Below are 26,597 nucleotides of genomic sequence, written 5' to 3'. Positions count from 1 at the left end.
GGGTTATTTGTTTTTAAGCCTTACTATTTTGAACGAGTACGGCTCAACAGCAAGCTTCAGGGTATTGCCCGAGATATCAATGGTGCTTTCAACCGGACTAACCGCAGTAGGCGCGGTCAGTGAGTTTTCGGCATCCTTGCTGTCAGCTTTTAGCGTTGTAACCGTAGCCTGTTTTTGATAGCCTTTTGAACCGGTAATTTTAAAGCTTACATTTTGCGCCGAAGTGCTGGTATTCACAAATTTGATCACCAACTCGTTGGTATTCTTATCCAGACTGGCTGTAGCATAGCTGTCATTTTGCCCGGCTACGGCTTCATTGTTTAATGTAAGCGGCACCACATCGGTACCTTTGTTTATTGAAAACAATTGCTGCACATAATAATTTGGCGTAGCATAGCTTTTCAGGTTATCAAACCAGATGAGGTTTGGTGTCCACTGCCAACCTTCTACGTGGGCAAAAAGCGGGGCGTATGAAGCCATGTTCACCACATCGGCATTACGCTCTAAACCTGTCATGAAAGCAGCCTCAGATAGCGCGCACTCCCAGTTGTTTTTATTATCCGGGTTTACGGTAGATACGCTTTGCGCGGCATATTCACCAGCGAAGATCTTTGGCCCTTTACGGTCATAGTTATCATAACGGCGGGCATTATCCCTGAACCACTTTGCCGGCGCATAATAATGCTCATCTAAAATATCGGCTCCCAAACTACGGAACGTTTTATTTAACAGGTCAAACTCTTTGCCTTCAGGTGATGGGCCTAAAGCCGATACAATCTTCACATCAGGATATTTAGTTTTGATAGCCTTGGTGAAAATCTTCCAGCGGTCGATGTATTGCGGGCCCCATTGCTCGTTACCTACACCAATCATTTTTAAATTAAATGGCGCCGGGTGACCAAGATCGGTACGCAGCTTACCCCATTTGGTGCTGGCATCGCCATTGGCAAATTCAATCAGGTCGAGTGCATCCTGCACGTAAGGATCAAGCTTATCCAACGGAACTAACTCGCCGGTGTTAAATTCGCAGGCCATACCGCAATTCAGGATCGGTAGCGGCGAAGCTCCAATATCTTCGGCAGTCATGAAATACTCCATGAAACCCAGACCGAAAGTTTGGTAATAATCAGGTGCCGGACGATGTTTAAATTCGGTGTTCCAGCGGTTGATAATGTTCTCGCGTTTATCAACCGGGCCTATGGTTTTTTTCCATTGGTAGCGATTGTTAAGCTCACGCCCTTCAACAATACAGCCACCCGGGAAACGTAAAAAGCCAGGCTTAAGATCGGCCAGTCGCTGTACCAGATCTGCCCGCAAACCACCCGGACGGTTTTTCCATGTATGTTCAGGGAACAGCGAGATCATATCCAGATCGATAACGCCCTTGCCGCTCATCCAAACGTATAGCTGAGCCTTAGGTGTTGTAGCAGTCGATTTGAATTTTACGCTGTAGCGGTTCCATTCTTTGTCAGTCGGCGTAAGCTCTGCCTTTCCTATAATGTCGCCGTTATCGCCATGCAGTTCAATATTCAGTTTTACGTTGGTATCACCCTCCTGTTTGGCTATTACCGAAAAGCTGTATTCTTCGCCCTCTTTAACACCCATGCCCCCGCGGAAACCCTCGTTTGAGAAACCATAAAAACCGGCATCGCCCGTGATATAGCTTTTTATAAAATGAGCATTCTCCGGGCGCTCTACAGCACGGTTAATTACTTCCGTACGACCGTCGCCGCCATCCTTCTTCTGTTCCTTCCATCCCATCAAAGGCATGTTGAACTCAAATGAACGGTTTTTTACCAGCTCGGCATATACACCACCATCGGCAGCAAGGTTGATATCCTCAAAAAATATCCCATACATGGTAGGCTGAATATGAGCCTTTACCTTATCCGCGGCAATGGTATATTGTGTTTGCGCATTTGCCATAGCAAAAGCACCGGCCGCACATAACGTTAAAAAAGTCCTTTTTAACATGATTTACTTATTTGGAGAATTTGTAAATGGTAACTGTATGGTAGGTTTCTCCCGGTTTTAACACGGTTGAAGCAAAAGCAGGCTGGTTTGGCGCGTCTGGAAAATGCTGTGTTTCCAAGCAAAAAGCCGAGCGGTACGGATAGGCTTTGCCGCCCTTACCGTCTTTACTTTCGCCGGTTAAAAAGTTACCAGAGTAAAACTGCAGACCAGGTTCTTCGGTAAATACCTCCATAGTAATACCGGTAACAGTACTTTTAGCGGTAGCTACCGGCGTGGTAAGATCATGTTTGTTCAATACAAAATTATGATCGTAACCTTTGCCGTTTTTTAATTGCTCATCGGCAACACCAATATCTTTACCAATAGCTTTTGATGTGGTAAAATCAAACGGGGTGCCTTTAACCGGTTGTAATTTGCCGGTTGGGATAAGTGTGGTATCCACAGGCAAAAAAGCATCGGCGTTTATTTGCATTACGTTATCGGTAATAGTAGGGCTGCCCGCACCATTCAGGTTAAAATAAGCGTGATTGGTTAAGTTAACAACAGTAGGTTTATCGGTAGTAGCTTTATATTCTATTTTCAATGAGTTATCATCACCCAAAGTATAAACCACAGTTGCAGTTAAATTACCGGGATAACCACCTTCACCATCTTTTGAAACATAGGTAAGTTCCAGTTGTGAAGCGCTTAATTGCTTGGCAGAAAATACCTTGCCATAAAAACCATTAAAACCGCCATGCAGGGTATTTACGCCATCGTTAATATCCAGCTGGTAAGCTTTACCATCAAGCGTGAATTTTCCTTTGGCAATGCGGTTGCCATAACGACCAATGATGGCACCAAAATATGGCTCCTTTGGTTTTTGATAGCTTTTCACCGAATCATAGCCTAAAATAACGTCGGTAGCTTTACCTTCTTTATCAGGTACCAACAGGCTCACCAGTCTGCCGCCATAATTGGTGATAGCTGCTGTTAGGCCGCCAGTATTTTTAAGGGTAAAAAGTTTTGTTTTTTGCCCTTGTACATCGGCTTCAAAATTTGCCGAATCGGGTATAGCATGGGTAGTTACCGAAGTTGAATCTTTCACGGTTGAGTCAGTTGCTTTAGGATTACCGTTGCAAGCCGCGAAAAGTGCAGCCGAACAGCTTAACATCATTAATAAATTCTTGTTATTCTTCATAATTTGAGGTTGTTAGCTTGCCTTTTACAGCATTACCGTTTTAACTATTATAATTTCCGGAACAATAAATTGGCTTAAACTGATAACTGGTGATCAGCGAGACCAATGTATAAAAATTAATTTATAATTGTTAAAAAAACACTTAAAATATTTAATTAAAAAAGCCCGCCTCGCGCGGGACTTTCTTATTCAAAAATCAAATATTTCAACCATTTACCAGAACTTCACATAAAGCATGGTAAGCAGTATAAGCGTAACTATAATTAATGCCATGGTCGATTTTTCAACCTTGAACATACTGCGCGGAATTTCAAGCGCTTTAGGGTTAACCTTCGGTCCGGCTAAACTGATACCTATCGTCACGATCATGGTGAACAGGAACGATAAGCCCATACAGATCAGGAAAGGGATCTCATACCCACCTTTGCCATTAGGGAAAGCCGTGTAAAGGAAAGTTTCATGACCGAACAGTTTAGGGGCGTAGTTATTGAACAATACCGACATACCAAAGCTTGTTAAAATACCCGCAATAGCAGCCGCACTGGTAGTGCGTTTCCAGAAGAAGCCTAAAATGAAAATAGCAAAGATACCAGGGCTGATAAAGCCTGTATATTTTTGAATGAAGGTAAAACCACCCTCACCGCCTATGCCCAGCAAATCTTTCCAGGTAAGTATGATAGAGAATACCAGGGCAGCCACAATGGTAAGTCTTCCAAATACCACCATGTTTTTTTCGCTGGCTTCTTTATTGATATGCTTTTTATAAATATCCAGCGTAAAAATGGTAGAGATACTATTAGCCTTACCCGCCAGTGATGCCACAATCGCGGCCGTAAGTGCCGCTACCGAAAGGCCTTTCAAGCCGGTAGGCAAAAACCCAAGAATAGCAGAATAAGCATTGTCTATTTTGAAGTGTCCGCCTGTTGTCATTTCCTGTTGTAAAGCGCCGTTTTTGTATAGCACGTAGGCAGCAATACCCGGTAAAACTACAATTACAGGCATGGCCAGTTTCATTAAACCGGCAAACAAGATCCCGGTACGGGCAGTTTTAAGGTCGGCACCCAAAGCGCGCTGGGTAATGTATTGATTACAGCCCCAGTAATTCAGGTTCACAATCCACTGACCGGCAAAATACATCGCGATACCAGGCAGGGCCAGGTATTTATTGATCTCTTCCTGAGGTGCACCCGGCTTAGGTTTAGCCATCATCATTCTGAAATGCTCAGGAGCATCGCTCATCATCTTGTTTAAACCGGCCATGGCATCTTTACCTAAACCAAAATGCTCGCTCACCAAAGTAAGCGCGATATAGGTTGTAGCCAAACCACCGATAACCAGTACCAAAACCTGGATAACATCTGTAAAGCCAATCACCTTCATACCACCAAGGGTAATAAACAGCGCGAAAATAGATAGCGCGATAATGATTTCATGCAGGTAGCCGCCCCCCATCAGGTTGTTGATAGCCAAAGCACCCAGATAAAGTATAGAGGTAAGGTTCACCAGCACGTACAGCAACAGCCAGAATATGGCCATGATAAAGCTCACCGTTTCGTTATAACGGTTATGCAAAAACTGCGGCATGGTGAAAATCTTATTTTTGAGGAAAATTGGGATAAACCACACGGCCACAATGATAAGCGCGATGGCTGCTACCCACTCATAGGCTGCTACGGCAAGGCCTACTTCAAAGCCCTGACCGCTGGTACCTATAAACTGCTCGGCCGATATGTTAGATGCAATCAGCGAAGCGCCGATAGCCCACCAGGTAAGCGAACCTTCGGCCAGGAAAAAGTCGTGACTATCGGATACGCCTTTGATCTTTTTACGACTGTATACCCAGTACCCGTAGCCCGTAACTACAATAAAATAGATTACGAAGATCACGTAATCGATAGTTGCAAATTTGTTCATTATTAGGTTTAATGGTCGCCCCTCCCAACCCTCCCCTAAAGGGCGAGGGCTTTCAAGAGCTTTTGGTTAAGTTTAAATTCTTTTATTCATTACATCATTGCCGGGTACAAAGTAACCCTCAATATGCAAGCCCATCTGTAAAGTTTGGGATTGCTTCGTTCCTCGCGATGACGGTTTATATTTCAGACTTACGAAGCTTTAAAAACTTCGTAAGTCTTTTCTTAATTTAGAAAGTATTACAGCTTATAAGCCGCGTCATTCCACCTGATCTCGTTCCTGAACTGGTCAAGCTTGGTGTCTTTACCAATGCGTAAAAACTCAATGCCTGCCATGTCAGCAAAATCGTTGATCAGCTCGGCCGACAGGTTTTGACTGTATGCAGTGTGGTGTGCACCACCTGCGTAGATCCATGCCGCGCAGCCGGTTTTCATATCCGGAAGTGGTTTCCAAAGCACCCTTGCGACAGGCAGTTTTGGCAGATCTTCTACCGGTTCAATAGCTTCAACCTCGTTAACAATTAAACGGAAACGGTTACCCATATCCACAATCGAAGCGTTTAATGCTGCACCGCCGGCTACGTTAAATACCAAACGTGCAGGATCGGCCTTGCCACCAATGCCTAAGGCATGTACTTCTAATGCTGCTTTGCCGTTAGCTAAGCTGCTATCTACCTCAAGCATGTGTGAGCCTAAAACCAAAGCGTTATTCGGGTCAAAGTGATAGGTATAATCTTCCATGAAAGCGTTACCGCCTGGCAAGCCCGCACCCATAACTTTAAATGCGCGTACTAAGGCAGCAGTTTTCCAATCGCCTTCACCGGCAAAACCGTAACCATCGGCCATTAAACGCTGTGAGGCAATGCCTGGTAACTGGATCATGCCATGCAGATCTTCAAAAGTATCGCTGAAACCTTTGTAACCGCCATCTTGTAAAAACTTACGTAAGCCAAGCTCAATTTTTGCAGCGTCATAAACCGACTGATACCTTGCGCCGCCTTGTTTAAGATCATCGGTCATAGTATAAGTAGCTTCGTATTCGTCGGTAAGGGCTTTAACCTTAGCGTCGCTGATACTGTCAACTACAGCTACCAGATCGCCAATACCATAAGTATTTACCGCGAAACCAAATTTCAACTCAGCCTCAACTTTATCACCATCGGTAACAGCAACAAAGCGCATGTTATCGCCAAAGCGAACAAATTTAGCGCCTTGCCAGTCGTACCAGCCTGCTGCTGCGCGGCTCCAGCTTTCAATGTCTTTCAACACTTCGCTATCCTGCCAGTGACCAACAACCACTTTACGGTTGATGCGCATACGTGATACCATGAAACCAAACTCCCTGTCGCCATGGGCGCTTTGGTTAAGGTTCATGAAGTCCATATCTATCGAGCTCCATGGGATATCGCGGTTATACTGGGTATGCAGGTGCAGCATCGGTTTTTTAAGGATGCTTAAGCCCCTGATCCACATTTTAGCAGGCGAAAACGTATGCATCCAGGCAATAACACCAATACAGTTTTCGGCAACGTTAGCTTGCTGTAAGGTGTTATAAATTTCTTCGGTTGATTTTACAACGGGTTTGTATACCACGCGTACCGGGATGTTAGCCGCGCCATCTATACCTTTAGCTATTTCCTGTGAGTGCTCGGCAACTTTTTTTAGTGTTTCTTCTCCGTATAAATTCTGGCTCCCTGTAATGAACCATACTTCAAATGTTTTCAGATCGATCATTATATATTAATTATTGATTTAGCGATTTAGTGAATTGGTTTAGTTTTTTGGCGATAGCTTAAATAGCGCTGCGCCGTGTTTATTTATTTTTTGCTGATAGCTTGAGCTGAACTGGCCAACATCCTGTTTTTTCCACAGGTCGCGTACGGTTACTTTACCTTTCAGTCCCAGATCTCTGAAATTCAGGGATACGGATTTGTCGTCATCGCCGATATTGAAGAAAGCGACATATAAATCCTTACTGCCAGGAATCTGTGAATACCAGATCATAGCGCCGTCTTTTTTGTACAGTTGTTTTGGATGCGCACCTTTTTGATTTACCGCAATAACCTCATCATTGGTGAAAAGCTTCAACTCAAAATCGCGGTTTTCGGGCAGGTTACCGCCAAGCATTAACGGCGACTGGAAGATGCTCCAGAAAGTCATGTGGGTGATTTCTTCATCCTGAGTAAAGCGGCTGAAACGCTCCTCGCCTACCGGCCCGCGTTTGCTCAGCTTTCCTATCTGGATCATATCACAATCCGGCCAGTGACCCGGACCACCTACGCCTTCCCAGCTTTTGGCATAATCAAACATGTGCAGGATCTCTTTCCAGTTATCCCAAAAATCATCGGCCATGCGCCACATGTTAGCATATTTGGTGGCATGTGCTGCCTGTGCCACTGGTGTTTCACCTGGCGAAAGGCTCAGCACAACTGGCCTGCCGCATTGTTGAATCGCTTTCTGATAACCTTCAACCTCGGCATTGCTGTACGGGCGCGAAAGGTCATCTACCTTAATAAAATCTACTCCCCATGAAGCATAAAGCTCTAACAGCGAGTTCAGGTATTCTTGCGCGCCGGGCTTCTTCATATCCAAACCATACATATGGTTCATCCATGGGCATTTTGAGTTTGTATCGGCCACCATATCTGCCGTGATGCCGTTTGTTCCTTTTACAGGCGATTTTGCCCAAACAGCTTGCCTCGGGATTCCGCGCATAACGTGGATGCCGAATTTCAGGCCCTTGCTATGGATATAATCGCCAAGTGGTTTAAAGCCGTTACCACCAAAAGCCGATGGAAACTTGTTTGGCTGCGGCGTAAGGCGGCCCCATTTATCCATAGTCAACCATGGTACGTATGAGCCATCCTGTAAACGCAATTGAAAAGGGTTACCAATATTGCTGCCCGGAGGGTTATCGTACGACCATAAAAAATCCACCACTACATACTCCCAGCCATATTGTTTCAGATGATCGGCCATGTAATCGGCATTGGCTTTTACTTCATCTTCATGTACTGCCGAGCCAAAACAGTTATAACTGTTCCAGCCCATTGGCGGGGTTGCCGCAACTTGCGCCGATACGCGGCTGCCGAACAATAAACAGATCAGCAGGAAAAAAGTCATCAAGCGAGGGCTGTGCGATTCCCCTATTGAGAGGGGTGCAGGGGTGTGTTCACAGCTATCGTTATTTAGCTCGTATAACACACCCCTCCAAGCGCTCGTACCATCCGCGCCCCCTCTCAAGAGGGGAGCTAAAAACGTTTCCATCTTTTTCATGCTTATTGTCCGTAATATGAATCAGGTCCGTGTTTGCGCTCGTAATGTTTTTTAATCAGCGCATCTTTTAAGCGGGGGGCGCTTCTGTCAATTTGCTCTGTAAGGTAGGCCATCTGGGCTACAGCTTCAAGTACGGCGCTGTTATAAACTGCTTTTTCGGCGGTTTTACCCCAGGTAAACGGTGCGTGATTACCCACCAATACCATTTCAACCTCTTTATAATCCAAACCTTTTTCTTCAAAGCATTCCATAATCTGGAAACCAGTTTGATACTCGTAGTTACCTTTGATCATTTCATCATTCATAGGTGGAGCACAGGGAATATCAACCGTTAAATGATCAGCGTGGGTAGTACCGAAGATAGGGATATCACGTTGAGACTGTGCCCAGGCAGTTCCGTAGGTAGAATGCGTGTGCACAATACCGTTAATGCCATCCCAGTGTTTGTAAAGCACAGCATGTGTTTTGGTATCGCTCGACGGGCGAAGATCACCTTCAATAGTATTGCCGTCAAAATCAACAATCACCATTTTTTCTGGCGAAAGGTCTTCATAAGGTACACCGCTTGGTTTAATAGCGAATACACCTAATTCTCTGTCGGCAGCGCTTACGTTGCCAAAAGTGAACAGCACGAGGTTCAGTTTGGGCAGCTGCATATTGGCATTATAGGCGCTAAGCCTTATATGATCATATTTACTCATTATTTTATTATGCGTTTTGCAGTTCAGGATTATTTTTCAGGGCAACCTCGGCGGCAACAAACCGGCCTAATGTGCTGTATTGATTATAGCGTTGCTGATAAACCTCTTTCAGCGCGATGTTTGGCTCATAAACCACGTCAAACCCACGGCCCATAGCAGTCATTGCCTCTTCAATGGTGGGATAAATGCCCGCAACTACCGCAGCGAACATGGCCGCGCCCAAAGCACAGGTATGTTTAAACTGGTGAATACGGATAGGCATACCCAAAACATCGGCCATCATTTGCATCACGAAAGATGATTTTTTTGCCACACCACCAATACCAATGATGCCTTTTACCGGGATCCCTTCGCTGATAAAACGATCAACGATACTCTTGGCTCCAAAGCAGGTAGCCTCGGCCAATGCGCGGAATACCCTTGGCGCATCGCTGCCTAAACCCAGACCAGTAATAGCACCTTTTAATTCCTGGTTGGCATCCGGCGTACGGCGGCCGTTAAACCAATCAATAGCCAGCTCATTACTTTCATCAATTGGTAACAAAGCCGCTTGTCTGCTCAGTTCAGGGATGATCATCTCAGAAATTTCTTCTTTCAAAGCTTCGGCGGTAGCCGCGTCAATTACCTGCGATTGCGACAGCAGGTTATTTAACGGCCAGGCCAGGATATTCTTGAACCAGGCATAAGTATCGCCAAAAGCCGATTGACCGGCCTCTAAACCTGCCATGCCCGGAATAACCGAACCATTAACCTGTCCGCAAATGCCGCGTACCAGTTTACCTTCCATCTCTGATGATGGGGCTACCAAAATATCGCAGGTTGAAGTACCCATTACCTTGCTCAGGTGATAAGGCTCAATCTGGCCGCCAACCGCGCCCATATGGGCGTCAAAAGCGCCGGTACCTACAATCACATCGGTTGAGAGTCCCAATATCTCCGCCCACTCCGCGCTAAGGTTTCCGGCTGCTTCATCGGCAGTATATGTATCTTCATATAATTTATCCCTGAAACCAGCCAGTACCGGATCAAGGGAAACAAAAAATTCTTCGGGAGGCAAGCCATTAAACTCCTCGGCCCACAGAGCTTTGTGACCTGCAGAGCAACGGCCACGCTTAATATCCTTAACATCGGTACCGCCGGTTAACAGGAAAGGGATCCAGTCGCAATGCTCAACCCATGAGGCTGCGGCGTCACGTACTTGTGCATCAACCCTTAATACGTGCAATAATTTAGCCCAGAACCACTCCGACGAGTAGATACCGCCAACGTATTTCAAATAATTGGTATCAAATTTTGTAGCATGCTCATTGATTTGCGCGGCTTCTTTAACAGAGGTATGATCTTTCCAGAGCACAAACATAGCATTGGGATTAGTTTCAAAACCCGGGGTTAAGGCAAGCGGGGTTCCGGTCGCGTCAACAGCTACGGGAGTTGAGCCGGTAGTATCAACAGAAATACCTTTTATGTTTTTCGCGATGGCCTCGCCGCCGGCTTGTGCAATACAATCTTTAATGGTGGCTTTAAGTCCGTCGATATAATCCTGCGGATGCTGACGGAATTGATTTTCGGCAGGTACACAATACTTGCCATCGCGCCAGCGGGGATAATTAAATACTGATGATGCTATTTCTTCTCCGTTTGCGGCGTTCACTATCACGGAACGCACAGAATCGGAACCATAATCGACACCGATCACTAATTGGTTATTGCTCATATAAAGATTTATAATTATTGTCGAAATAACACTTAATTATTGACAAAGAGAAATTTTATTTAAAAAATTATTCAGCTAAAATCGATTATTAGGTTAAAGGAGATGTGAACCCTGTAAAAAAGTCATTACATAAGTAAATCCGGCGTAGAAAAACCTCTGAGATAGGACTGCCGGAGAGACAATAATTAGTGTTGTTTTAACAATATAAAAGCATCATTCCATAGTGGATTTGCTGTTTTGAAATGGTAAAACGTTTAATTTAAGGAGGTAATTAAAGATTTTCCTGCGAAAAACAGGCTTTTAAAAGAGCTTAGATAAGCGCGTCATTGCGAGGCACGAAGCAATCGCGAACACTGCAGGAACGCATGCATAACCACCCTGTAAAGCCAGGGATTGCTTCGTGCCTCGCAATGACGCTGGCGGAGAAAAACGCGGTCGAGAAATCAACTTTAACAAACCTTCACCGTCTCTACCCCCAACAAATCACCCAGCTTTTTAATTTTTGATGCGATATGCCCTTTGCCCACCGCACAATGGTGCGCGGGACCATGCGAATTCCAGGTTTCTACAAAAGCCCTGGCGCCGATGGTAAATTTATAACGGCTGTTGGTATTCCCTATTTCCAGTATCGGCCCGGCAACGGATTCGGCTTCTGCTACCAGGAAAATGATCTTACCTCCGGCCGTTTCCACAACCGAGAGCATGGTAACAGGGCCATGACTCACCGACATCTCGACCGAAAGGCCATTACCAACCTTACCATGATAAACCTGTAGCGGCTTTACTTTGATCTTCCCTTCGGCAATGGCCGGGTGACAGGGGCCATCATGTCCCATCAGCACCACATCATCGTTAAAGTCCATGGCGTAGTATTCGGTAAAGGAACCACCCGCGCCAAAACTGTCCATTATTTTCATGGCCTGGGCATTTTTGATCTCATACTCTCCCGCTACCGGGATACCTGCCGCCGTAAGCAATGAATTTCCAAGGATCACCGAGCTCATGGTATCCTCGTTAGCCGCATTACCTGTTCCTTTATGATAGTAGGCCATGGAGCCAAGATTATATTTCGCCACCAGTTTATCCAAAGCAACAGCGGTTGTAGCGGCGCGTTCCAGTTCAAAATCAGAACAATCAGACTGAACATCAAACCGTTCGTGAAACTCTTTGAGCTTGTCTTTAACCTCAATCTCCTGAACTGTATCGCGTAAGCCCGATAGCTCATCAACCTCCATAATTTCAATATGGCCGCCAAATGTGGCGCACTGCAGCGTGAGGTCGGAATAGATATCCAGCATACCACCATAGTAGTTACCCATAATTCCCAGTGTGTTGTGATACATGGTGTGGACCACTTTGGCCGCGGCTATCCACTCTTCTACCTGCTGCCAAACATGCGGATCGTTATGCAGCATGCCCGTTATTTGATAAAAAGGAATAGCGGCCCGTTTAAACACATTGGCTATTTCGGGTACCGGGCAAGCCGAGCAATAGGCCAGCCATTCGCCGGTCATGGCTGTGCGGTTTTTCATTTTGTTGAAAGTCGCGTAGTCAATTGCCGCGCCCGGCGTGAGGTTCAGGATCACCACCGGAACTTTAGCTCTTTTTACAACAGGCAATACGGTTGACGATAGCGCATAAGTAGTAACGTACAGAAATATCAGGTCCACATCTTCCTTACGGAAGCGGCTACCCGCTTCAAACGCCTTTTGCGGTGTATCAATAAGCCCGAGATTAACCACTCCCGAACCAAAGCCGGTTAGCTTATCTGCTACCTCATCCACGTAACCCGAAAGCCGTTGTTCAAGCCCTTCAAACTGATCCCAATAAGTATTAAGGCCGATACCGAAAAGTCCTATTTTAAGACCTGAAGTTATTTGATTGCCGGAAGTATTCATTTTGTAATTTAATTATTGGGAATTGATGGATTTGACTGATAATTAGAAAGCTATAAACTTAATATTAATTTAGGTGTTGTTTAAAACAGGTTATTTTTTCACTTTAGAGGCGGCACATTGGGCTATACAATATACGCAGCGAATTTTTAAATGGACAGCAGCGTTATACAGCTTCTGAATAAACATCGTTTTTAAACAACTCATCATAATTTGGTGTGAGTCAAATATTGCCATATAAACCCTGGTACCAATACACATTTTGATATTTAAGATGTATTTATTGATGCCGGACAGCACTACCATATGATCAATTACTACAAATACCTGCCTGTAAGTAAGGAAGACGAAAACTGGGGACTATGCGTGTTAAATACCGGCTGTACCCATATTGAGGCCTCGGGCTCATACCCCGGCAAGGCACATCCTGCGCATCATAATTTTAACTGGAACACAGGCCGGGTACTGAACGAGTACCAGGTAATTTATATCACCCGGGGCAAAGGCCTTTTTGAATCGGACAGTTGCAAACGGATTGAAGTAAAGGCAGGCAGTGTAATAGTTCTGTTTCCGGGAGAGCGGCACCGTTATAAGCCTGATGAAAAAACCGGCTGGGATGAATACTGGATAGGTTTTAAGGGCGAAGTGATGGATAACCTAATCAACAAAAGTTTTTTTAAACCGGAAGCCCCGTGTCTTAGCATCGGTTTTAATGAAAGCATTTTTGGTCTCTTTAACAATATCATCGAAAAAACACAACAGGAAGATACCGGCTATCAGCCCCAGATCTCAGGCGCGGTGCTGCACCTGTTAGGAAGCTTTCATGCCGTGAGCAGGCAAAACGCGGTGAGCGATGGCCGCGAAGTATTGATCAACGAAGCGAGGCTTCTTTTCCGCTCAAATATAACTGCCGATTTTTCACCGGAACAAGCTGCGTCTCAATTAGGCGTAGGTTATTCCTGGTTCAGAAAAGCTTTTAAAAGCCACACAGGGTTATCGCCGGGCCAGTACTATATCCAGTTAAAAATAGATCGTGCCAAGGAGTTGCTGAATGATCCGTCTATCCCTATTAAACAAATCGCTTATGATCTGAGGTTTGAGTCGTATTTTTATTTCTCTAAACTATTTAAAGAAAAAACCGGCATTGCCCCTACCGATTACCGGAAACGGGCACAGGGAGATATTTAAATGCGGCTATCATAAATGATAAACCTAATATCAAAAAGTGTAACCGGTACTTTTGCGTTCATTGATAGATTTGGTTCGATGATATTAGCCGCTTTACACTGAAAATTTTGGCACCAGCGGTTCAGTAATAAACAAACCAATGAAAAAACTTATCCTGCTTAGCCTGCTGGCTACCTTTTTAACTGCGCGCTTCGTATCGGCACAAAGCATTAAAAATTTTGATAAAAACGGTAAGCAGGTAACTAAATTCGATAACCTGGGCAACGCGGTTGACGCGCATGATGGTGAGATAGCCTTATTTAACGGCGTATACTACCTGTACGGCACAAGTTATGATTGCGGCTTTGAATGGGGAAACAAAACGGCCCCCTTTTGCGGTTTTAAAACTTACTCATCAACGGATCTGCAACACTGGACCGACAGGGGATTCATGTTTGATGCCCAAACACCCGTTTGGCAAACCCGTTGCGATGGTAAAACCTATGGCTGCTTTAGGCCGCATGTCATCTACAATAAAAAAACAAAACGCTATGTACTGTGGATCAACGTTTACGATAACCGGGTTGGTTACCGGGTATTTACCAGCAAAACCCCGGTTGGGCCATTCATTGAAGTTAAGGAGCCAACCCTTGCAGTAAACAGCGAAATGCCGGTTGCAGGTTTAAACAATGGCGACCATGATACTTTTGTTGATGACGATGGCACAGCCTATTTAGCGTACACCGACTGGCGAACCAAGGGCAGTATCGTTATTGAAAAATTAAGCGCCGATTATTTAACCGGAACCGGGCAGTATGTAAAATCGGTTACTACCGGCAATACCGAAGCACCTGCATTGTTCAAGCGTAAAAGAAAATATTACCTCATTTACTCCGACCCTAATTGTGGTTATTGTTCGGGCACCGGGGCTTCTTACCGTACCGCATCGTCGCCATTGGGGCCATGGTCAGATGGGACCAAGATCAGTGATAACTCCTGCTGCGGGCAGCCATCGTTTGTATCAACCATTAAACTGGATTCGGAAACAATTTTCCTTTTCGGCAGCGATTTGTGGAACAACGCTGCCAAAAACGAAGCCCTTGCAAATTTTTACTGGGCACCGCTCAGCTTTGCCGCCGATGGCTCCATCAACCCCGTGGAGTGCCAGCAAACAGCAAATTTTACCAGGAACCCCAGCCCGGTAAAACCAACCGAAGATTTTACCACCGGATGCGACATTGGCAAAAATATACAACGCGCGCAAATTTTTACGGCAAGCAGGAATGGAAATTTAGCCAGCATCAGCTTTGCTACTTTTCAAACAGGACATCCTGATGCCGGTCTGACTGTCGAGATATTTGAGCTTAATAATACCGGATTGCCTACAGGTAAAGCGTTGGCTTCCGTTACTTTGGCTGTTGATTCAGTTTCATGGTCGGCCAGGAATGTTATGGTAAAGACAAATATTCCTGTTACCGTTGGTAAACGATACGCTGTCGTTATAAAATCGAACACTACCAAAGGCTGCTACGGCTCTGCCTATAATGACCTGTTAACCGATCCGAATAATATTTCACTAATAAGTAATGATAACGGGGCAAGCTTTTCGGCAGAAAAGAATCGGGTGCTTAAATTGCATGTTGTGATTCGGTAAATCTGTTACTTAAAAAAGAGAATAATAGTCTCAACCAAACAATTCCCTCCCTTGGGAGGGGTGCGTTAGGTATGGGTGTTGGCAGGGAGGGGTTTGTACACTTTGCTAACGATTAGGCATATCACATAAACCCCTCCCTACACCCTCCCCGGGGAGGGAATCGCACAATCCCAGGGCTTTTTTAGGTGCAGTGTTAAACTATCTCTTCATATAAACCATTAACGAGGCCTTGGCCAGCAATTGCTTACCCAATAAATAGCCCGTTAATGCTGCGGTTGAGGCCTGCGTTGTGCCAAGCTTGGCTGTTTTTAAAGCGTATACGGTAATAAGATACCGGTGATCACCCTCGTCAATGCCGGGGCATGGGCCCTGATAACCGGGTACGCCTACATCGTTAATACTTTGCAGGCTGCCTTGCGGGGCTAAACCACTTTTTACGTCGCCCGCGCCTTGCTTTAGTTCATGAATATTTGCGGGGATATCTACTACAACCCAATGCCAAAACCCGCTTCCGGTTGGGGCGTCCGCATCGTACATGGTTATGGCAAAGCTTTGGGTGCCCTCCGGTGCGTTAACCCAGCTTAGTTGCGGCGATTTATTGCCGCCATTGCAGCCAAAATTACCGGCAATAAACTCATTGCTGAACTGCCCGCCTAAATCGGCACTTTTTAAAGTAAACGTTTGTGAACATGCAGCCTTAGCTATAAAAAAGCTGATGAATAGAGAGAAAATCGTTTTCATAATAACAGTATTTAATTACGCTACAAAGTTGGCCTTGCGGGCGTTTACACTGTTATTGCAAACGGTTCAAATAGTAGTGCAAGCGGCTCAAACTACAATTTGCTGACCGTAAGCCGCCGGGGTAACCCCGAACTTTTTCTTAAAAGCTGTATTAAAATTCGACAGATTTTCGTAACCGAAAGTGATGTAAAGCTCACTTGCCCTACGCCCACTCTTTAACTCAATACAGGCAGCTTCCAGTTTCCTTTCGCGGATATATTTCTGCGGCGACAGGCCATAAGCTTTCTCAAAATCCCGTTTGAATGACGACAGGCTCCGATTAGCGAGAAAAGCCAATTCATCAAGCGTAAGATTATTAAACAGGTTATTTTCCACCAGTTTTTGCAGCGATAAACCGGTATTGTTATGCTCGCTACCAAGTAAGGTCGTCAACTGAGTTGGGTATAATTCATAAATGATAAGCAGCAACTCCTCCAGTTTATGCAGCGCTACCGGGTATGAAAGCTGCTGCTGCCCGTCAACCAAAGTCCGGATACCCCGGAGGTATTCATTAAGGTAAGCGGTGTTTGAAAAAAGCAAATAAGGCGAACCATCAGCTTGCGTATTTTTTGTGGAAAGACCATGCTTAGCAAAAAATTCGGTGATCAGCCGCTGCGGAAAGAAGACGATAAAACTACTGTAAAGCACATCATTTGAAGTCCCGTTTACGGTATGCTCCGCGATAAGAGTATTACCTTCGGGAATCAGCAAACCTTGTCCTGGCCTGATGATGGTACAATCGGCATGACGATAAAGCTCTTTTTGCCCGTTAAGCACAAAGCTTACGGCGCATTGGTTAAAAATCACCTGGTTTCTGAGCAGGCTGCCGCGCTCCTGGTAGTACACAAAAGAGATCTCACCCGCTTTAATTTGCGGCTTATCTTTTACTGCTCCGGGTACGGTAATGGCTTCCATTTAATGATCGATAGCGTAAAACTAACAAAAAAGCGGAACGGCCAATCGCCGGTTCCGCTTAAAACTGTAACAAAAACTATCTTTTACTTAACGCTGTTTGCCGCCTCGATAATTACTTTGGCAACAGCCTCGGGTTGCGAAATAAATATGACGTGGCTGCCTTTAACCTCGGTTATTTTAGCTCCGGCACGTTTATACATGGTACGCTCAACATCAGGCACTATACTTTTATCTTCGGTAGCTACTATGCCATAGCTCGGCTTGGTTTTCCAGGCGGCTTCGGTAATAGGGGTTATAAAACATTGAACCGAGGTTGGCCCCTGTGAGGCAAACATAAAGTCGGCCTCGGCCTGGCTCAAATCGCCGGCAAACCCACCATGAAATTTAGCTTTATCATAGTAAACAAAGCCTTTATCGTCTGGCGGCAAAATTCCGTTTTCGGGAGCGGGAGGTGCAGATTGTACCCATTTTATGGTGTTCTCGCCTTTATCCGGAGCAAAAGCGGCAATGTAAACCAAGGCCACTACTTTTGAATTATTCCCGGCTTCGGTAATTACTGTACCGCCATAGGAGTGGCCAACCAAAACTGTGGGGCCGTCCTGTTTGTCCAGGATCCGGTTAGCCGCGTCAACATCATCCTTAAGCGAGGTTAAGGGATTTTGAACCACGGTAACATTGTATCCTTTTTTAGCAAGGATATTGTACACGGCTTGAAAGCCCGAGCCATCGGCAAAGGCACCATGTACCAATACAATGTTTTTAACAGGCGTGCCCTGCGCGCTTGCTTTAAAGGTAAGGGCAAATAAACTGCCTGATAAAACTACTGCCGCAATTAAATATTTATTTAAGCGGGCTTTCATTGATTTGGCTTTCATGTTGTTTTGAGTTTAGTTTTCACAAATGATGTGTTGATTAATGTTACTAACCTCACTAACCCAAACCTCACACCAAAAACACAAACAACTACATTACAACAACTTACAACAAAAAACCATTAACCACAATAACGATATATCGGATTTACACGACGATGCTATCCGTATATCATAACCCGCTATTCGTTGGCCAGCGCTACAATATCTTTTCCGTCCAGGATCCAACGCCCCGTTCCCCGGTTCGCGGTATTGATCATGGCTTTGCCAACTTCTTCCAGTGTAATAAAGCCTTTAGGATAAATAAGCCTGCCGAGGGGATACATCCAGCTGATATACTTATAAAACGAAAGTGTATTTTTTGCGCCTTTAAAGCTTTTCATAAATCCCGGCCTGAAGTTAAATACCTGTTTAAAGGGCAGCTTCATAAGGTCATTTTCGGTTTTGCCTTTTACGCGTGCCCACATGCTGCGGCCGGTTTCTGTACTATCGGTACCAGCTCCAGATATATAGCAAAAGGTCATGTCCGGATTAACACGACTCAGGATCTCTGCAACATGCATGGTAAGCAGGTAGGTTAATTTATAGTAAGCCTCTTCGCTCATACCTACCGACGAAACACCTAAACAAAAAAAGCAAGCATTATAACCTTGCAGCTGGCTTTCTATGGGCGTAAGGTTAAAGAAATCGGCATGAATAATTTCTTTGAGCTTGGGGTGCGTTACGCCGCTTGGTTTACGGTTAATGATCAACACCTCTTCAACCTTATTGCTCAGTAAACATTGGTGCAATACCCCCTCGCCTACCATACCGGTAGCGCCTGTAATAATTACCTTTATTTTATTAGTTGTTTCCATGATAATGATGTAGCCGATTATAAATTTAAAATATTGTATCTTATTGCAGATTTATTTACCTATTCCTATACCGTGTGTTAATTATATGTTACAATACAAACAATTATATAACCATAACGCTTTAACAATAAATTAGTTGAAATGCCAAAATGGTTAAAGATAACCTTAAAGATCGCCGGAGCGTTCGTGGGTTTAATTATAATTTTATTTATCGCTCTTACTGTTTATGTTAATTATAATAAGCAGAAAGTGCTTGCTATGATCACTTCCGAGCTTAATAAAAACCTGAACGGCACACTCACTATAGGCACTATCAACCCTACATTGTTTAAGGGGTTTCCGGGCGTATCTGTTGAACTGAAAGATGTGGTACTGAAAGATAACCGCTGGGCGCAACATCATCATACTTTACTTACTGCCAAAGATTTTGAAGTATCGGTTAATGCCTCAGCGTTGCTTAAAGGCGAGGTGGTGATCAATAAAATAGATATTAGTAATGCCGATATCGACCTGTTTACCGATAGCACCGGCTACAGCAATACAGCTATATTTAAAGCAAAACCCAAGGTTGAAAAAGATCCGAAAGAGAAACAGACCAATTCTTCAACACAGATCAAAAGGTTTTCATTAAACAAAGTAAATTTTATAGTTGACGACCGCCACGCTTATAAATTGTTCAAATTCGCGGTTAATGATATCCAGGGCCACATGGATTATCCTGCCAAAGGATGGAATGCTGATATCGATCTGAATACCATGGCAAACAGCTTTTCCTTTAATACAAAAAAAGGAAGCTTCATGAAAAACAGGCTTTTAAAAGGGCACTTTGATATCAGCTACGACGATGATTCGCAGATCATAAACCTTGCGCCCAATACACTTAACATTGGCGATAACCCCTTCACGGTTGGCGCGCAGTTTAACCTTAAATCTCCGCAAACAGATTTTACTATTAACCTCAAGGTTGACGATATTTTGTGGAATGATGCTGCCAACCTACTGGCTGTCAATATCACCAAAAGCCTCAAAATGTTCGATCTGAAAAAGCCCATCGATGTAACCTGCGACCTGAAGGGAAGTTTTGGAGGCGGCGGCGATCCGTCTATTTACGTTACGGCCAAGGTAAAAAACAACATTTTGAAAACCCAGGGTGGCACTATCGAAAATTGCAGCTTTAACGGAGTTTTTAGCAATAACTATATCAATGGCAAAGGCTTAAGTGACGACAACTCCGTGATAAAACTTTACCATTTTAACGGTTATTACAAAGATATTCCGTTTACAATTGATACCGCGTTTATCAATAACCTGAATACGCCGGTGGCAACGGGCATTTTCCGCTCACGCTTTCCGGTTACCAAACTTAACCCGGTTATTGGCGATGAAAGCCTGAAATTTACCAAAGGCGTTGCCGATTTGAAACTGGCCTATAAAGCCGATATCGTGAATTTTAAATTCACCAAACCCTTTGTTACCGGCAATGTTGATATCAAAAATGCGGATGTAGAATACCTGCCACGTGGCCTGGTATTTAAAAACAACTCTATCGCATTAAAATTTACCGAGAAGGATCTTTATATCAACAATATCCGCCTGCAAAACGGTAGCAGTATAGTTTACATGCAGGGTAAGGTAAGCAACTTTTTGAACCTGTATTATACCGATCCGGAAAAAATCCTGATCGTATGGCAGATCACCAGTCCGCAGATCCGGCTTGGTGAGTTCCTGGGCTTCCTGAACAACCGCGGATACGAAAGCAGTGCCGGCCATGTCGGGTCGGGTAAAAAGATGTCGAACGCTAAGATCACCAGCCAGCTGAATACCGCGTTTGATAAAGGGCAGGCCGAGCTCCATTTACGTTTGGCAAAAGTTTACTACAAAAAGTTTTTGGCTACCGATGTAAATGCCGATATCCTGCTGGCCGATAACACCATGAAGATGCGCAATGTAAGCCTTAAAAGTTCGGGCGGAACATTGAATTTAAGCGGATTGGTATTGCAGGGGCCAACCAATAACTTTGCTATCAGCACAACTATTAACAATGTAAATACTAATACCTTCTTTGCATCGTTTAACAACTTCGGTCTCAAGGATTTTACCAGCGATAACCTGCGGGGTTTCCTTTCGGCAAGAGTAGATATTAAAGGCGGCATCAAAAATACCGGCGATCTGGTGCCAAAATCAATCAAAGGCTTTGCACAGGTTAGTTTAAAAGACGGCGCATTGGTCAATTTCGCGCCAATAAAAAGTGTAGGCAAGTTCGCCTTCCCTTTCCGCGATCTGGACAATATCACTTTTGGCGATTTAAAGGCCAGGTTTGATCTTGACGGCGATAAAATAAAGATCGCCCCAATGCAGATAAATTCGAGCGTTTTGAATATGGATGTAGAGGGAACCTATTCGCTATCTCGAGGGACAAACATTGCCCTGGATGTTCCGTTACGGAACCCGAAAAACGACAGCAAGATTGAGGACGAGACCGAACGAAACAAAAAACGAATGAAAGGTATTGTTTTACACATCCTTGCCACCGATGGTGATGATGGTAAAATAAAGATAAAATGGAATAAAAATCACAAAAAAACAAAGCAGGATGATGACGACCAGAAGACAGATGACAAGCAGCAAACACCGGAGCCGGCGCAAGATTAATAAAAATTCACATAATCTTCACTCTAACCGTTGTTTCATGGTGTTGAAATGACACTATAATAGCAAATAAATGCTTACCTTTGTGCTGTTCATTATAAGGTAATATGTTGATTAAACATTTATTGGTTAGCACATTATTTTAAAACTTTTAAACCGCTCGTTCCTTACAGCAATAATATCAGTAGAAAACCCTCGTTTTAAATATTAAATACTTATCCCGGGTTCACAAATAAAGAAGGAAGCAAAGTTTAATGTAGTCTGTTTTACCTCCGGTTGTTTAACCCGGCACAAGTATCTTATTGAACCGTTTTTAGCTTAATAATCTGTATTAAAAAATGAGACAACTTAAAATATCCCAATCAATCACTAACCGTGAATCAGCATCGCTCGAAAAATACCTGCACGATATTGGCAAGGTAGATTTGATCACAGCTGAGGAGGAAGTGATCCTGGCGCAAAAGATTCGTGAGGGCGACCAGGTAGCGTTAGAACGTTTGACAAAAACTAACCTTCGCTTTGTGGTATCGGTTGCTAAGCAGTACCAAAACCAGGGACTTACCCTGGGCGACTTAATAAACGAGGGAAACCTTGGCCTGATCAAAGCAGCTAAGCGCTTTGACGAAACTAAAGGTTTTAAATTTATTTCATATGCCGTATGGTGGATCCGTCAGTCAATTCTGTCGGCCATTGCCGAGCAATCACGTATTGTGCGTTTACCATTGAACCAAATTGGTTCATTAAGTAAGATTCATAAAGCCGCTTCAAAACTGGAGCAGGAGTACGAAAGGCAGCCAACGCCTGAAGAACTTGCAGACAACCTTGAAATTTCGGTTGATAAAATTGCCGATTCAATGAATAATGCAGGTCGTCAGATTTCAATGGACGCGCCTTTTATCCAGGGTGAAGAAAATACTTTACTTGATGTGTTGGCCAGCTCTGATGCTGCAACCGATACCGAAGTAATGGCCGATTCATTATCACAGGAAATTAAACGTTCGTTAGGTATCCTTGCCGAACGCGACCGTGAAGTACTGATGTTATTTTTTGGCCTTGGAGGTCATGCGCCACATTCATTAGAGGAAATAGGTGAAAAATTTGATTTAACCCGCGAACGCGTTCGCCAGTTGAAAGACAAAGCTTTGATGCGTTTACGTCACAACTCAAAATCAAACCTATTGCAATCATACTTAAACTAATCCAGGAATATCCGCCTGAGTTTTTATACAAAAAACGCGAATGAATATTTCATTCGCGTTTTTTGTATAAAAGCCATGTCATTGCGAGGAGGAACGACGAAGCAATCGCATACTATACAGGGCGGCCTTGCTTCCGTGCGATTGCCACGCTTCGCTCGCAATGACATATTTTTTTACCGATCAAATACAACGGCATCCCTACTTATTCCCAACAAAATCTTTTTGCTTACTGTGACGATATTGCGGCAGTTCATACCAGGCTTTTGCCGGTCGGTTTGTGGGGAACCCATGTTCGGCACGGTAAGCTTTTCGTTCGGCAGTAAAATCCCACCAGTTTTTGCCGGTGTCACCATGTTTTATATAGTGGGCAAGCAAGCGGTATGAATCCTCCACACAAGGGTCGGCCCATGCCCCAACGTGCCGTTCAAAAGCATTAAATAACTCAACCGGGTCTTTACCCTTTAACTGTTCTAACGAATAATACCCTTGCTGCATCAGCTCGGTAGCAAAGTTGATCCCTAATGAAGGAATACTTTGAAATTCAATAAGCGCGTTAATTTCTTTTGCACGTTCGGCATCTGCATTTAATATCATCGCCACTTCGTCGGGGGCAAAAGTAGTGAGGTCAGAAATCTTAGTTTTTTGAGCCCTGAGCAGCGCCTTCTCTTCGGCATTTAAGAGCAGATTAATTGATTTCTTCATAATTTAGGTGGATATAACAACTAAGTTAAAAAGGAATACTGAGAAACAAAAAAAGCCTTTCTAAATAGAAAGGCTTTTATATATCATCTGCACATTTAAAATCTGCGCATCTGTAATCAAAATTTATTTCATCGATTTGATAAAATCATCAAACAAATACCTTGAATCGTGCGGGCCAGGTGAAGATTCAGGGTGATATTGTACCGAGAATGCCTTTTTACCTTTTACACGGATCCCTTCTATCGACTGGTCGTTCAGGTTAACGTGAGTGATCTCCACTTTATCTGAAGCACGTACAGCCTCAGGCACTACACCAAAACCGTGGTTTTGTGAAGTAACCTCGCAATGGTTAATGATGATATTTTTTACCGGGTGGTTTAAGCCACGGTGACCGTTAAACATTTTTTGAGTTGGGATGTCATTAGCCAAAGCCAGCAACTGGTGACCTAAGCAAATACCAAACATTGGTTTATCAGCAGCTAAAATTTCCTTTACTGTTTCAACCGCGTAAGGCATAGCAGCCGGATCGCCAGGGCCATTTGAAATGAAATAACCGGTAGGCGCAAAATCCTTTTCCATTTCGGCATAAGTTGTTTTAGCCGGGAACACTTTTGCATAAACCTCGCGCGAATCAAAATTGCGAAGGATATTTTTCTTTACACCAAGGTCAAGCACAGCTACACGGTAAGGAGCATCTTCGCTGCCAAAAGTATAAGTTTCGGTAGTTGATACCTGCGATGAAAGCTCCAGGCCATCCATTGAAGGCACCAGGTCAAGCTTTGCTTTCAACTCATCCAGATCCAATATTTCTGACGAGATAATAGCATTCATAGCGCCTTTATCACGAATGTGGCGAACAAGCTGGCGGGTATCGATATCAGAAATACCTACAATGTTTTGTTCCTGGAAATAATCCTGTATCGATTCATCAGCCTGTTTACGGCTGTAGGCGATGTTATAGTTTTTACAAACAAGACCAGCGATCTGGATCCTGCCCGATTCAACCTCTTCATTAGCAATACCGTAGTTACCAATGTGCGCATTGGTGGTTACCATAATTTGCCCAAAGTATGAAGGGTCGGTAAAAATTTCCTGGTAGCCGGTCATGCCGGTATTAAAACAAATCTCGCCGGTGGTAGTACCCATTTTGCCAGCAGCTTTACCATAAAAAACGGTACCGTCAGCAAGCAGCAATATAGCCGGTAGTTTGGTGAAATAGTTCATCGCTTAAAAAAATTGAAAGGGTTAAATGATCGGATTGCCTGGTTCAAAGCCCCGTGAAAACTGATAGAAATAATGAAGTAAGGAACTTCCGGATTCACGGCGCAAAAGTAAGATTTTATTTCGGATTTCGAATATGGGATTTCGGATTTTTTTTATTTCGGATTTTTTTATTGAAGAATAGCGCCCTTTCAATCAAAACAGTAAATCAAAAATATAACCTCCGAAATCGAAATTCCGAAATCCGAAATCATGATTACCTTTGCACTGCCGATAAAACATTTATCAATGTCTGTAAATAAAGAAATAAAGCGTATCACCACCAATACTATTCAGGAAATGAAGGTTCGTGGTGAAAAGATCTCTATGCTTACCGCATATGATTATTCAATGGCTACCATAGTCGACGAAGCTGGGACGGATATCATCCTCGTTGGCGATTCGGCTTCAAATGTAATGGCCGGTCACGAAACTACGTTACCTATCACGCTCGATCAGATGATCTATCATGCTTCATCCGTAGTACGTGCAGCTAAACGCGCCTTAGTAGTTGTCGATTTGCCATTTGGTTCATACCAGGGCAACTCTAAAGAGGCTTTGAACTCGGCCATCCGTATCATGAAGGAAGCCGGCGCACATGCCGTTAAAATTGAAGGCGGTGTTGAAATAGCCGAATCGGTAAGCAGGATCTTAACTGCGGGCATCCCGGTAATGGGACATCTTGGGCTTACCCCGCAGTCTATATACAAATTTGGAACATACACGGTACGTGCCAAACATGAAGCCGAAGCACAAAAACTGCGTGAAGATGCGGTTAAGCTACAGGAGCTTGGCTGCTTTGGTGTAGTGTTGGAAAAAATTCCGGCCAAACTGGCCCAGGAGGTGACCGCTAATCTGCAGATCCCTACAATAGGTATTGGTGCCGGTCAGCATTGCGACGGACAGGTATTGGTGATCCACGATATGCTGGGAATTAATAAAGGCTTCAAGCCCCGTTTTTTACGCCAGTATTCCAACCTGTATGATGTTATGCACGACGCAATCAAAAATTACAATACCGACGTAAAAAGCAATAGCTTCCCTAACGAAAAGGAACAATATTAATCAGCTTATGGTTGATAGTTCATAGATCATAGTAAAAAATGATCGGCTATGAACTATCAACCATGAACCATAAACTAAACAATGCCTCGTCCCGAATTTAATTATAGCAATAACGATATTACCGATAAGGATGTTCTTTATGAAGACAATCACCTTATTGGCATAAACAAGCGCGCGGGCGATATTGTGCAGGTTGATGAAACCGGCGACGAGCCATTGGATGAAAAGGTAAAAAAATACATCGCCCACAAATACAGCAAACCCAACGGCGCGTTCCTGGGCGTGGTACACCGCTTGGACAGACCGGTAAGCGGTGTGATCCTGTTTGCCAAAACCAGCAAAGCGCTTGACAGGATCAACAAAATGTTTAAAGCCCGCGAAATGCATAAGACCTATTATGCTGTAGTTCGCAAAAAGCCATTCCCTGAAGAAGGAACACTGGTGCACTGGTTGGTTAAAAACTCTCAAAAAAATGTAACTAAAGCGCACGACAAGGAGGTACAAGGTAGTTTACGTTCTGAACTGAGCTATAAACTGGTTGGTGAGCTAAACGGATATTATCTAATTGAGGTTGACCCAATAACCGGTCGCCCGCACCAGATCAGGGTACAGCTTTCAACCTTGGGTTGCCCAATTGTTGGTGATAATAAATATGGCTATCCCCGTGGCAGCTTACGCAAAAGCATTTGCCTGCATGCCCGTAAACTGACTTTTATTCATCCGGTAAAAAACGAGCCGGTTGCCATTATTGCACCCGTGCCACGTGATGGCTTTTGGGAAAAGTTTGAGGGGATGATGGTGGGGTGATGCGAAACCGATTTGATCGC

General features: G+C 44.1%; 20 protein-coding genes. 6 read left to right on the top strand and 14 right to left on the bottom strand.

Annotated features, from left to right (window positions below):
• Positions 1-3: 3 nt before the first annotated feature.
• The 8 genes from DEO27_RS30505 to DEO27_RS30470 all read right to left on the bottom strand — a co-directional run bounded on the left by DEO27_RS30505 (position 4) and on the right by DEO27_RS30470 (position 12,653).
• A complete protein-coding gene (locus tag DEO27_RS30505; RefSeq protein ID WP_112570101.1) occupies positions 4-1,974 on the bottom strand; it encodes an alpha-L-arabinofuranosidase C-terminal domain-containing protein in 1,971 nt (656 codons plus the stop codon).
• 7 nt (positions 1,975-1,981) lie between these two features.
• Positions 1,982-3,154 carry an aldose epimerase family protein gene (locus tag DEO27_RS30500; RefSeq protein ID WP_223818089.1) on the bottom strand — a complete coding sequence of 391 codons (1,173 nt, stop codon included), beginning with the start codon at positions 3,152-3,154 and terminating at the stop codon, positions 1,982-1,984.
• Positions 3,155-3,367: 213 nt separating this feature from the next.
• Positions 3,368-5,068, bottom strand: coding sequence for a sodium:solute symporter family transporter (locus tag DEO27_RS30495; protein ID WP_112570099.1), 1,701 nt, complete (start codon positions 5,066-5,068; stop codon positions 3,368-3,370).
• A 236-nt stretch (positions 5,069-5,304) separates the two neighbouring features.
• On the bottom strand, positions 5,305-6,798 hold the full coding sequence (gene araA, locus DEO27_RS30490; protein ID WP_112570097.1) for an L-arabinose isomerase: 1,494 nt from the start codon (positions 6,796-6,798) through the stop codon (positions 5,305-5,307).
• A 39-nt stretch (positions 6,799-6,837) separates the two neighbouring features.
• A complete protein-coding gene (locus DEO27_RS30485) occupies positions 6,838-8,187 on the bottom strand; it encodes a glycoside hydrolase family 27 protein (RefSeq protein ID WP_112570095.1) in 1,350 nt (449 codons plus the stop codon).
• A 155-nt stretch (positions 8,188-8,342) separates the two neighbouring features.
• Positions 8,343-9,041, bottom strand: a complete 699-nt coding sequence (locus DEO27_RS30480) for an L-ribulose-5-phosphate 4-epimerase (protein ID WP_112570094.1) — start codon at positions 9,039-9,041, stop codon at positions 8,343-8,345.
• Between the two features lie 7 nt (positions 9,042-9,048).
• On the bottom strand, positions 9,049-10,755 hold the full coding sequence (locus DEO27_RS30475; RefSeq protein ID WP_112570092.1) for a ribulokinase: 1,707 nt from the start codon (positions 10,753-10,755) through the stop codon (positions 9,049-9,051).
• Between the two features lie 449 nt (positions 10,756-11,204).
• On the bottom strand, positions 11,205-12,653 hold the full coding sequence (locus DEO27_RS30470) for an arabinose isomerase (protein ID WP_112570090.1): 1,449 nt from the start codon (positions 12,651-12,653) through the stop codon (positions 11,205-11,207).
• A gap of 303 nt (positions 12,654-12,956) precedes the next feature.
• Here DEO27_RS30470 and DEO27_RS30465 point away from each other — a divergent pair, with 303 nt between their 5' ends.
• Both DEO27_RS30465 and DEO27_RS30460 read left to right on the top strand, forming a co-directional pair.
• Entirely contained in the window at positions 12,957-13,838 is an 882-nt protein-coding gene (locus DEO27_RS30465; RefSeq protein WP_112570086.1) for an AraC family transcriptional regulator, read from the top strand.
• 139 nt (positions 13,839-13,977) lie between these two features.
• Positions 13,978-15,471 (top strand): family 43 glycosylhydrolase, encoded by a 1,494-nt coding sequence (locus DEO27_RS30460; RefSeq protein WP_112570084.1) that lies wholly within the window; start codon positions 13,978-13,980, stop codon positions 15,469-15,471.
• Positions 15,472-15,669: 198 nt separating this feature from the next.
• Here the strand turns inward: DEO27_RS30460 and DEO27_RS30455 are convergent, their stop codons facing one another.
• The 4 genes from DEO27_RS30455 to DEO27_RS30440 all read right to left on the bottom strand — a co-directional run bounded on the left by DEO27_RS30455 (position 15,670) and on the right by DEO27_RS30440 (position 18,895).
• Positions 15,670-16,212: a YbhB/YbcL family Raf kinase inhibitor-like protein gene (locus tag DEO27_RS30455; protein ID WP_112570082.1), complete on the bottom strand. Its 543-nt coding sequence runs from the start codon at positions 16,210-16,212 to the stop codon at positions 15,670-15,672.
• Between the two features lie 87 nt (positions 16,213-16,299).
• Positions 16,300-17,166, bottom strand: a complete 867-nt coding sequence (locus DEO27_RS30450; RefSeq protein ID WP_112570080.1) for a helix-turn-helix domain-containing protein — start codon at positions 17,164-17,166, stop codon at positions 16,300-16,302.
• Positions 17,167-17,249: 83 nt separating this feature from the next.
• Positions 17,250-18,041 carry an alpha/beta hydrolase gene (locus DEO27_RS30445; RefSeq protein WP_112570078.1) on the bottom strand — a complete coding sequence of 264 codons (792 nt, stop codon included), beginning with the start codon at positions 18,039-18,041 and terminating at the stop codon, positions 17,250-17,252.
• Between the two features lie 179 nt (positions 18,042-18,220).
• Positions 18,221-18,895, bottom strand: a complete 675-nt coding sequence (locus tag DEO27_RS30440) for an NAD-dependent epimerase/dehydratase family protein (protein ID WP_112570076.1) — start codon at positions 18,893-18,895, stop codon at positions 18,221-18,223.
• A 141-nt stretch (positions 18,896-19,036) separates the two neighbouring features.
• On the opposite strand from DEO27_RS30440, the gene DEO27_RS30435 reads away from it, so the two are divergent.
• Both DEO27_RS30435 and DEO27_RS30430 read left to right on the top strand, forming a co-directional pair.
• Positions 19,037-21,547 carry an AsmA-like C-terminal region-containing protein gene (locus DEO27_RS30435; protein ID WP_112570074.1) on the top strand — a complete coding sequence of 837 codons (2,511 nt, stop codon included), beginning with the start codon at positions 19,037-19,039 and terminating at the stop codon, positions 21,545-21,547.
• Positions 21,548-21,882: 335 nt separating this feature from the next.
• On the top strand, positions 21,883-22,743 hold the full coding sequence (locus DEO27_RS30430; RefSeq protein ID WP_091165711.1) for an RNA polymerase sigma factor RpoD/SigA: 861 nt from the start codon (positions 21,883-21,885) through the stop codon (positions 22,741-22,743).
• Between the two features lie 198 nt (positions 22,744-22,941).
• On the opposite strand, the gene DEO27_RS30425 is transcribed toward DEO27_RS30430, so the two are convergent.
• Both DEO27_RS30425 and carA read right to left on the bottom strand, forming a co-directional pair.
• Positions 22,942-23,445, bottom strand: coding sequence for a helix-hairpin-helix domain-containing protein (locus DEO27_RS30425; protein WP_112575857.1), 504 nt, complete (start codon positions 23,443-23,445; stop codon positions 22,942-22,944).
• A gap of 123 nt (positions 23,446-23,568) precedes the next feature.
• Positions 23,569-24,669, bottom strand: coding sequence for a glutamine-hydrolyzing carbamoyl-phosphate synthase small subunit (gene carA / locus DEO27_RS30420; protein WP_112575856.1), 1,101 nt, complete (start codon positions 24,667-24,669; stop codon positions 23,569-23,571).
• 285 nt (positions 24,670-24,954) lie between these two features.
• Between carA and panB the strand changes: the two genes are divergently transcribed.
• Together panB and DEO27_RS30410 are read left to right on the top strand one after the other, a co-directional pair.
• The gene (gene panB, locus DEO27_RS30415; protein ID WP_112575855.1) at positions 24,955-25,770 is read left to right on the top strand and encodes a 3-methyl-2-oxobutanoate hydroxymethyltransferase; all 816 of its coding nucleotides are present in this window, start codon (positions 24,955-24,957) and stop codon (positions 25,768-25,770) included.
• Between the two features lie 81 nt (positions 25,771-25,851).
• On the top strand, positions 25,852-26,577 hold the full coding sequence (locus tag DEO27_RS30410) for an RluA family pseudouridine synthase (protein ID WP_112575854.1): 726 nt from the start codon (positions 25,852-25,854) through the stop codon (positions 26,575-26,577).
• The last annotated feature ends 20 nt before the right edge of the window (positions 26,578-26,597 follow it).

Origin of the sequence: Mucilaginibacter rubeus, from assembly GCF_003286415.2 — a bacterium.
Lineage (GTDB): Bacteria > Bacteroidota > Bacteroidia > Sphingobacteriales > Sphingobacteriaceae > Mucilaginibacter > Mucilaginibacter rubeus_A.
The sequence above is the reverse complement of the archived record's forward strand: the minus strand, read 5'-3'. Positions and strand labels throughout refer to the sequence as shown.

Coding starts and splice junctions, on each gene's coding strand:
- DEO27_RS30455 (WP_112570082.1), bottom strand. CDS start 16,212: ATGAAAACGATTTTCTCTCTATTCATCAGCTTTTTTATAGCTAAGGCT.
- DEO27_RS30485 (WP_112570095.1), bottom strand. CDS start 8,187: ATGACTTTTTTCCTGCTGATCTGTTTATTGTTCGGCAGCCGCGTATCG.
- DEO27_RS30465 (WP_112570086.1), top strand. CDS start 12,957: ATGATCAATTACTACAAATACCTGCCTGTAAGTAAGGAAGACGAAAAC.
- DEO27_RS30475 (WP_112570092.1), bottom strand. CDS start 10,755: ATGAGCAATAACCAATTAGTGATCGGTGTCGATTATGGTTCCGATTCT.
- DEO27_RS30445 (WP_112570078.1), bottom strand. CDS start 18,041: ATGAAAGCCAAATCAATGAAAGCCCGCTTAAATAAATATTTAATTGCG.
- DEO27_RS30505 (WP_112570101.1), bottom strand. CDS start 1,974: ATGTTAAAAAGGACTTTTTTAACGTTATGTGCGGCCGGTGCTTTTGCT.
- DEO27_RS30460 (WP_112570084.1), top strand. CDS start 13,978: ATGAAAAAACTTATCCTGCTTAGCCTGCTGGCTACCTTTTTAACTGCG.
- carA (WP_112575856.1), bottom strand. CDS start 24,669: ATGAACTATTTCACCAAACTACCGGCTATATTGCTGCTTGCTGACGGT.
- DEO27_RS30440 (WP_112570076.1), bottom strand. CDS start 18,895: ATGGAAACAACTAATAAAATAAAGGTAATTATTACAGGCGCTACCGGT.
- DEO27_RS30430 (WP_091165711.1), top strand. CDS start 21,883: ATGAGACAACTTAAAATATCCCAATCAATCACTAACCGTGAATCAGCA.
- DEO27_RS30500 (WP_223818089.1), bottom strand. CDS start 3,154: ATGAAGAATAACAAGAATTTATTAATGATGTTAAGCTGTTCGGCTGCA.
- DEO27_RS30495 (WP_112570099.1), bottom strand. CDS start 5,068: ATGAACAAATTTGCAACTATCGATTACGTGATCTTCGTAATCTATTTT.
- araA (WP_112570097.1), bottom strand. CDS start 6,798: ATGATCGATCTGAAAACATTTGAAGTATGGTTCATTACAGGGAGCCAG.
- DEO27_RS30450 (WP_112570080.1), bottom strand. CDS start 17,166: ATGGAAGCCATTACCGTACCCGGAGCAGTAAAAGATAAGCCGCAAATT.
- DEO27_RS30410 (WP_112575854.1), top strand. CDS start 25,852: ATGCCTCGTCCCGAATTTAATTATAGCAATAACGATATTACCGATAAG.
- DEO27_RS30470 (WP_112570090.1), bottom strand. CDS start 12,653: ATGAATACTTCCGGCAATCAAATAACTTCAGGTCTTAAAATAGGACTT.
- DEO27_RS30480 (WP_112570094.1), bottom strand. CDS start 9,041: ATGAGTAAATATGATCATATAAGGCTTAGCGCCTATAATGCCAATATG.
- DEO27_RS30435 (WP_112570074.1), top strand. CDS start 19,037: ATGCCAAAATGGTTAAAGATAACCTTAAAGATCGCCGGAGCGTTCGTG.
- panB (WP_112575855.1), top strand. CDS start 24,955: ATGTCTGTAAATAAAGAAATAAAGCGTATCACCACCAATACTATTCAG.
- DEO27_RS30425 (WP_112575857.1), bottom strand. CDS start 23,445: ATGAAGAAATCAATTAATCTGCTCTTAAATGCCGAAGAGAAGGCGCTG.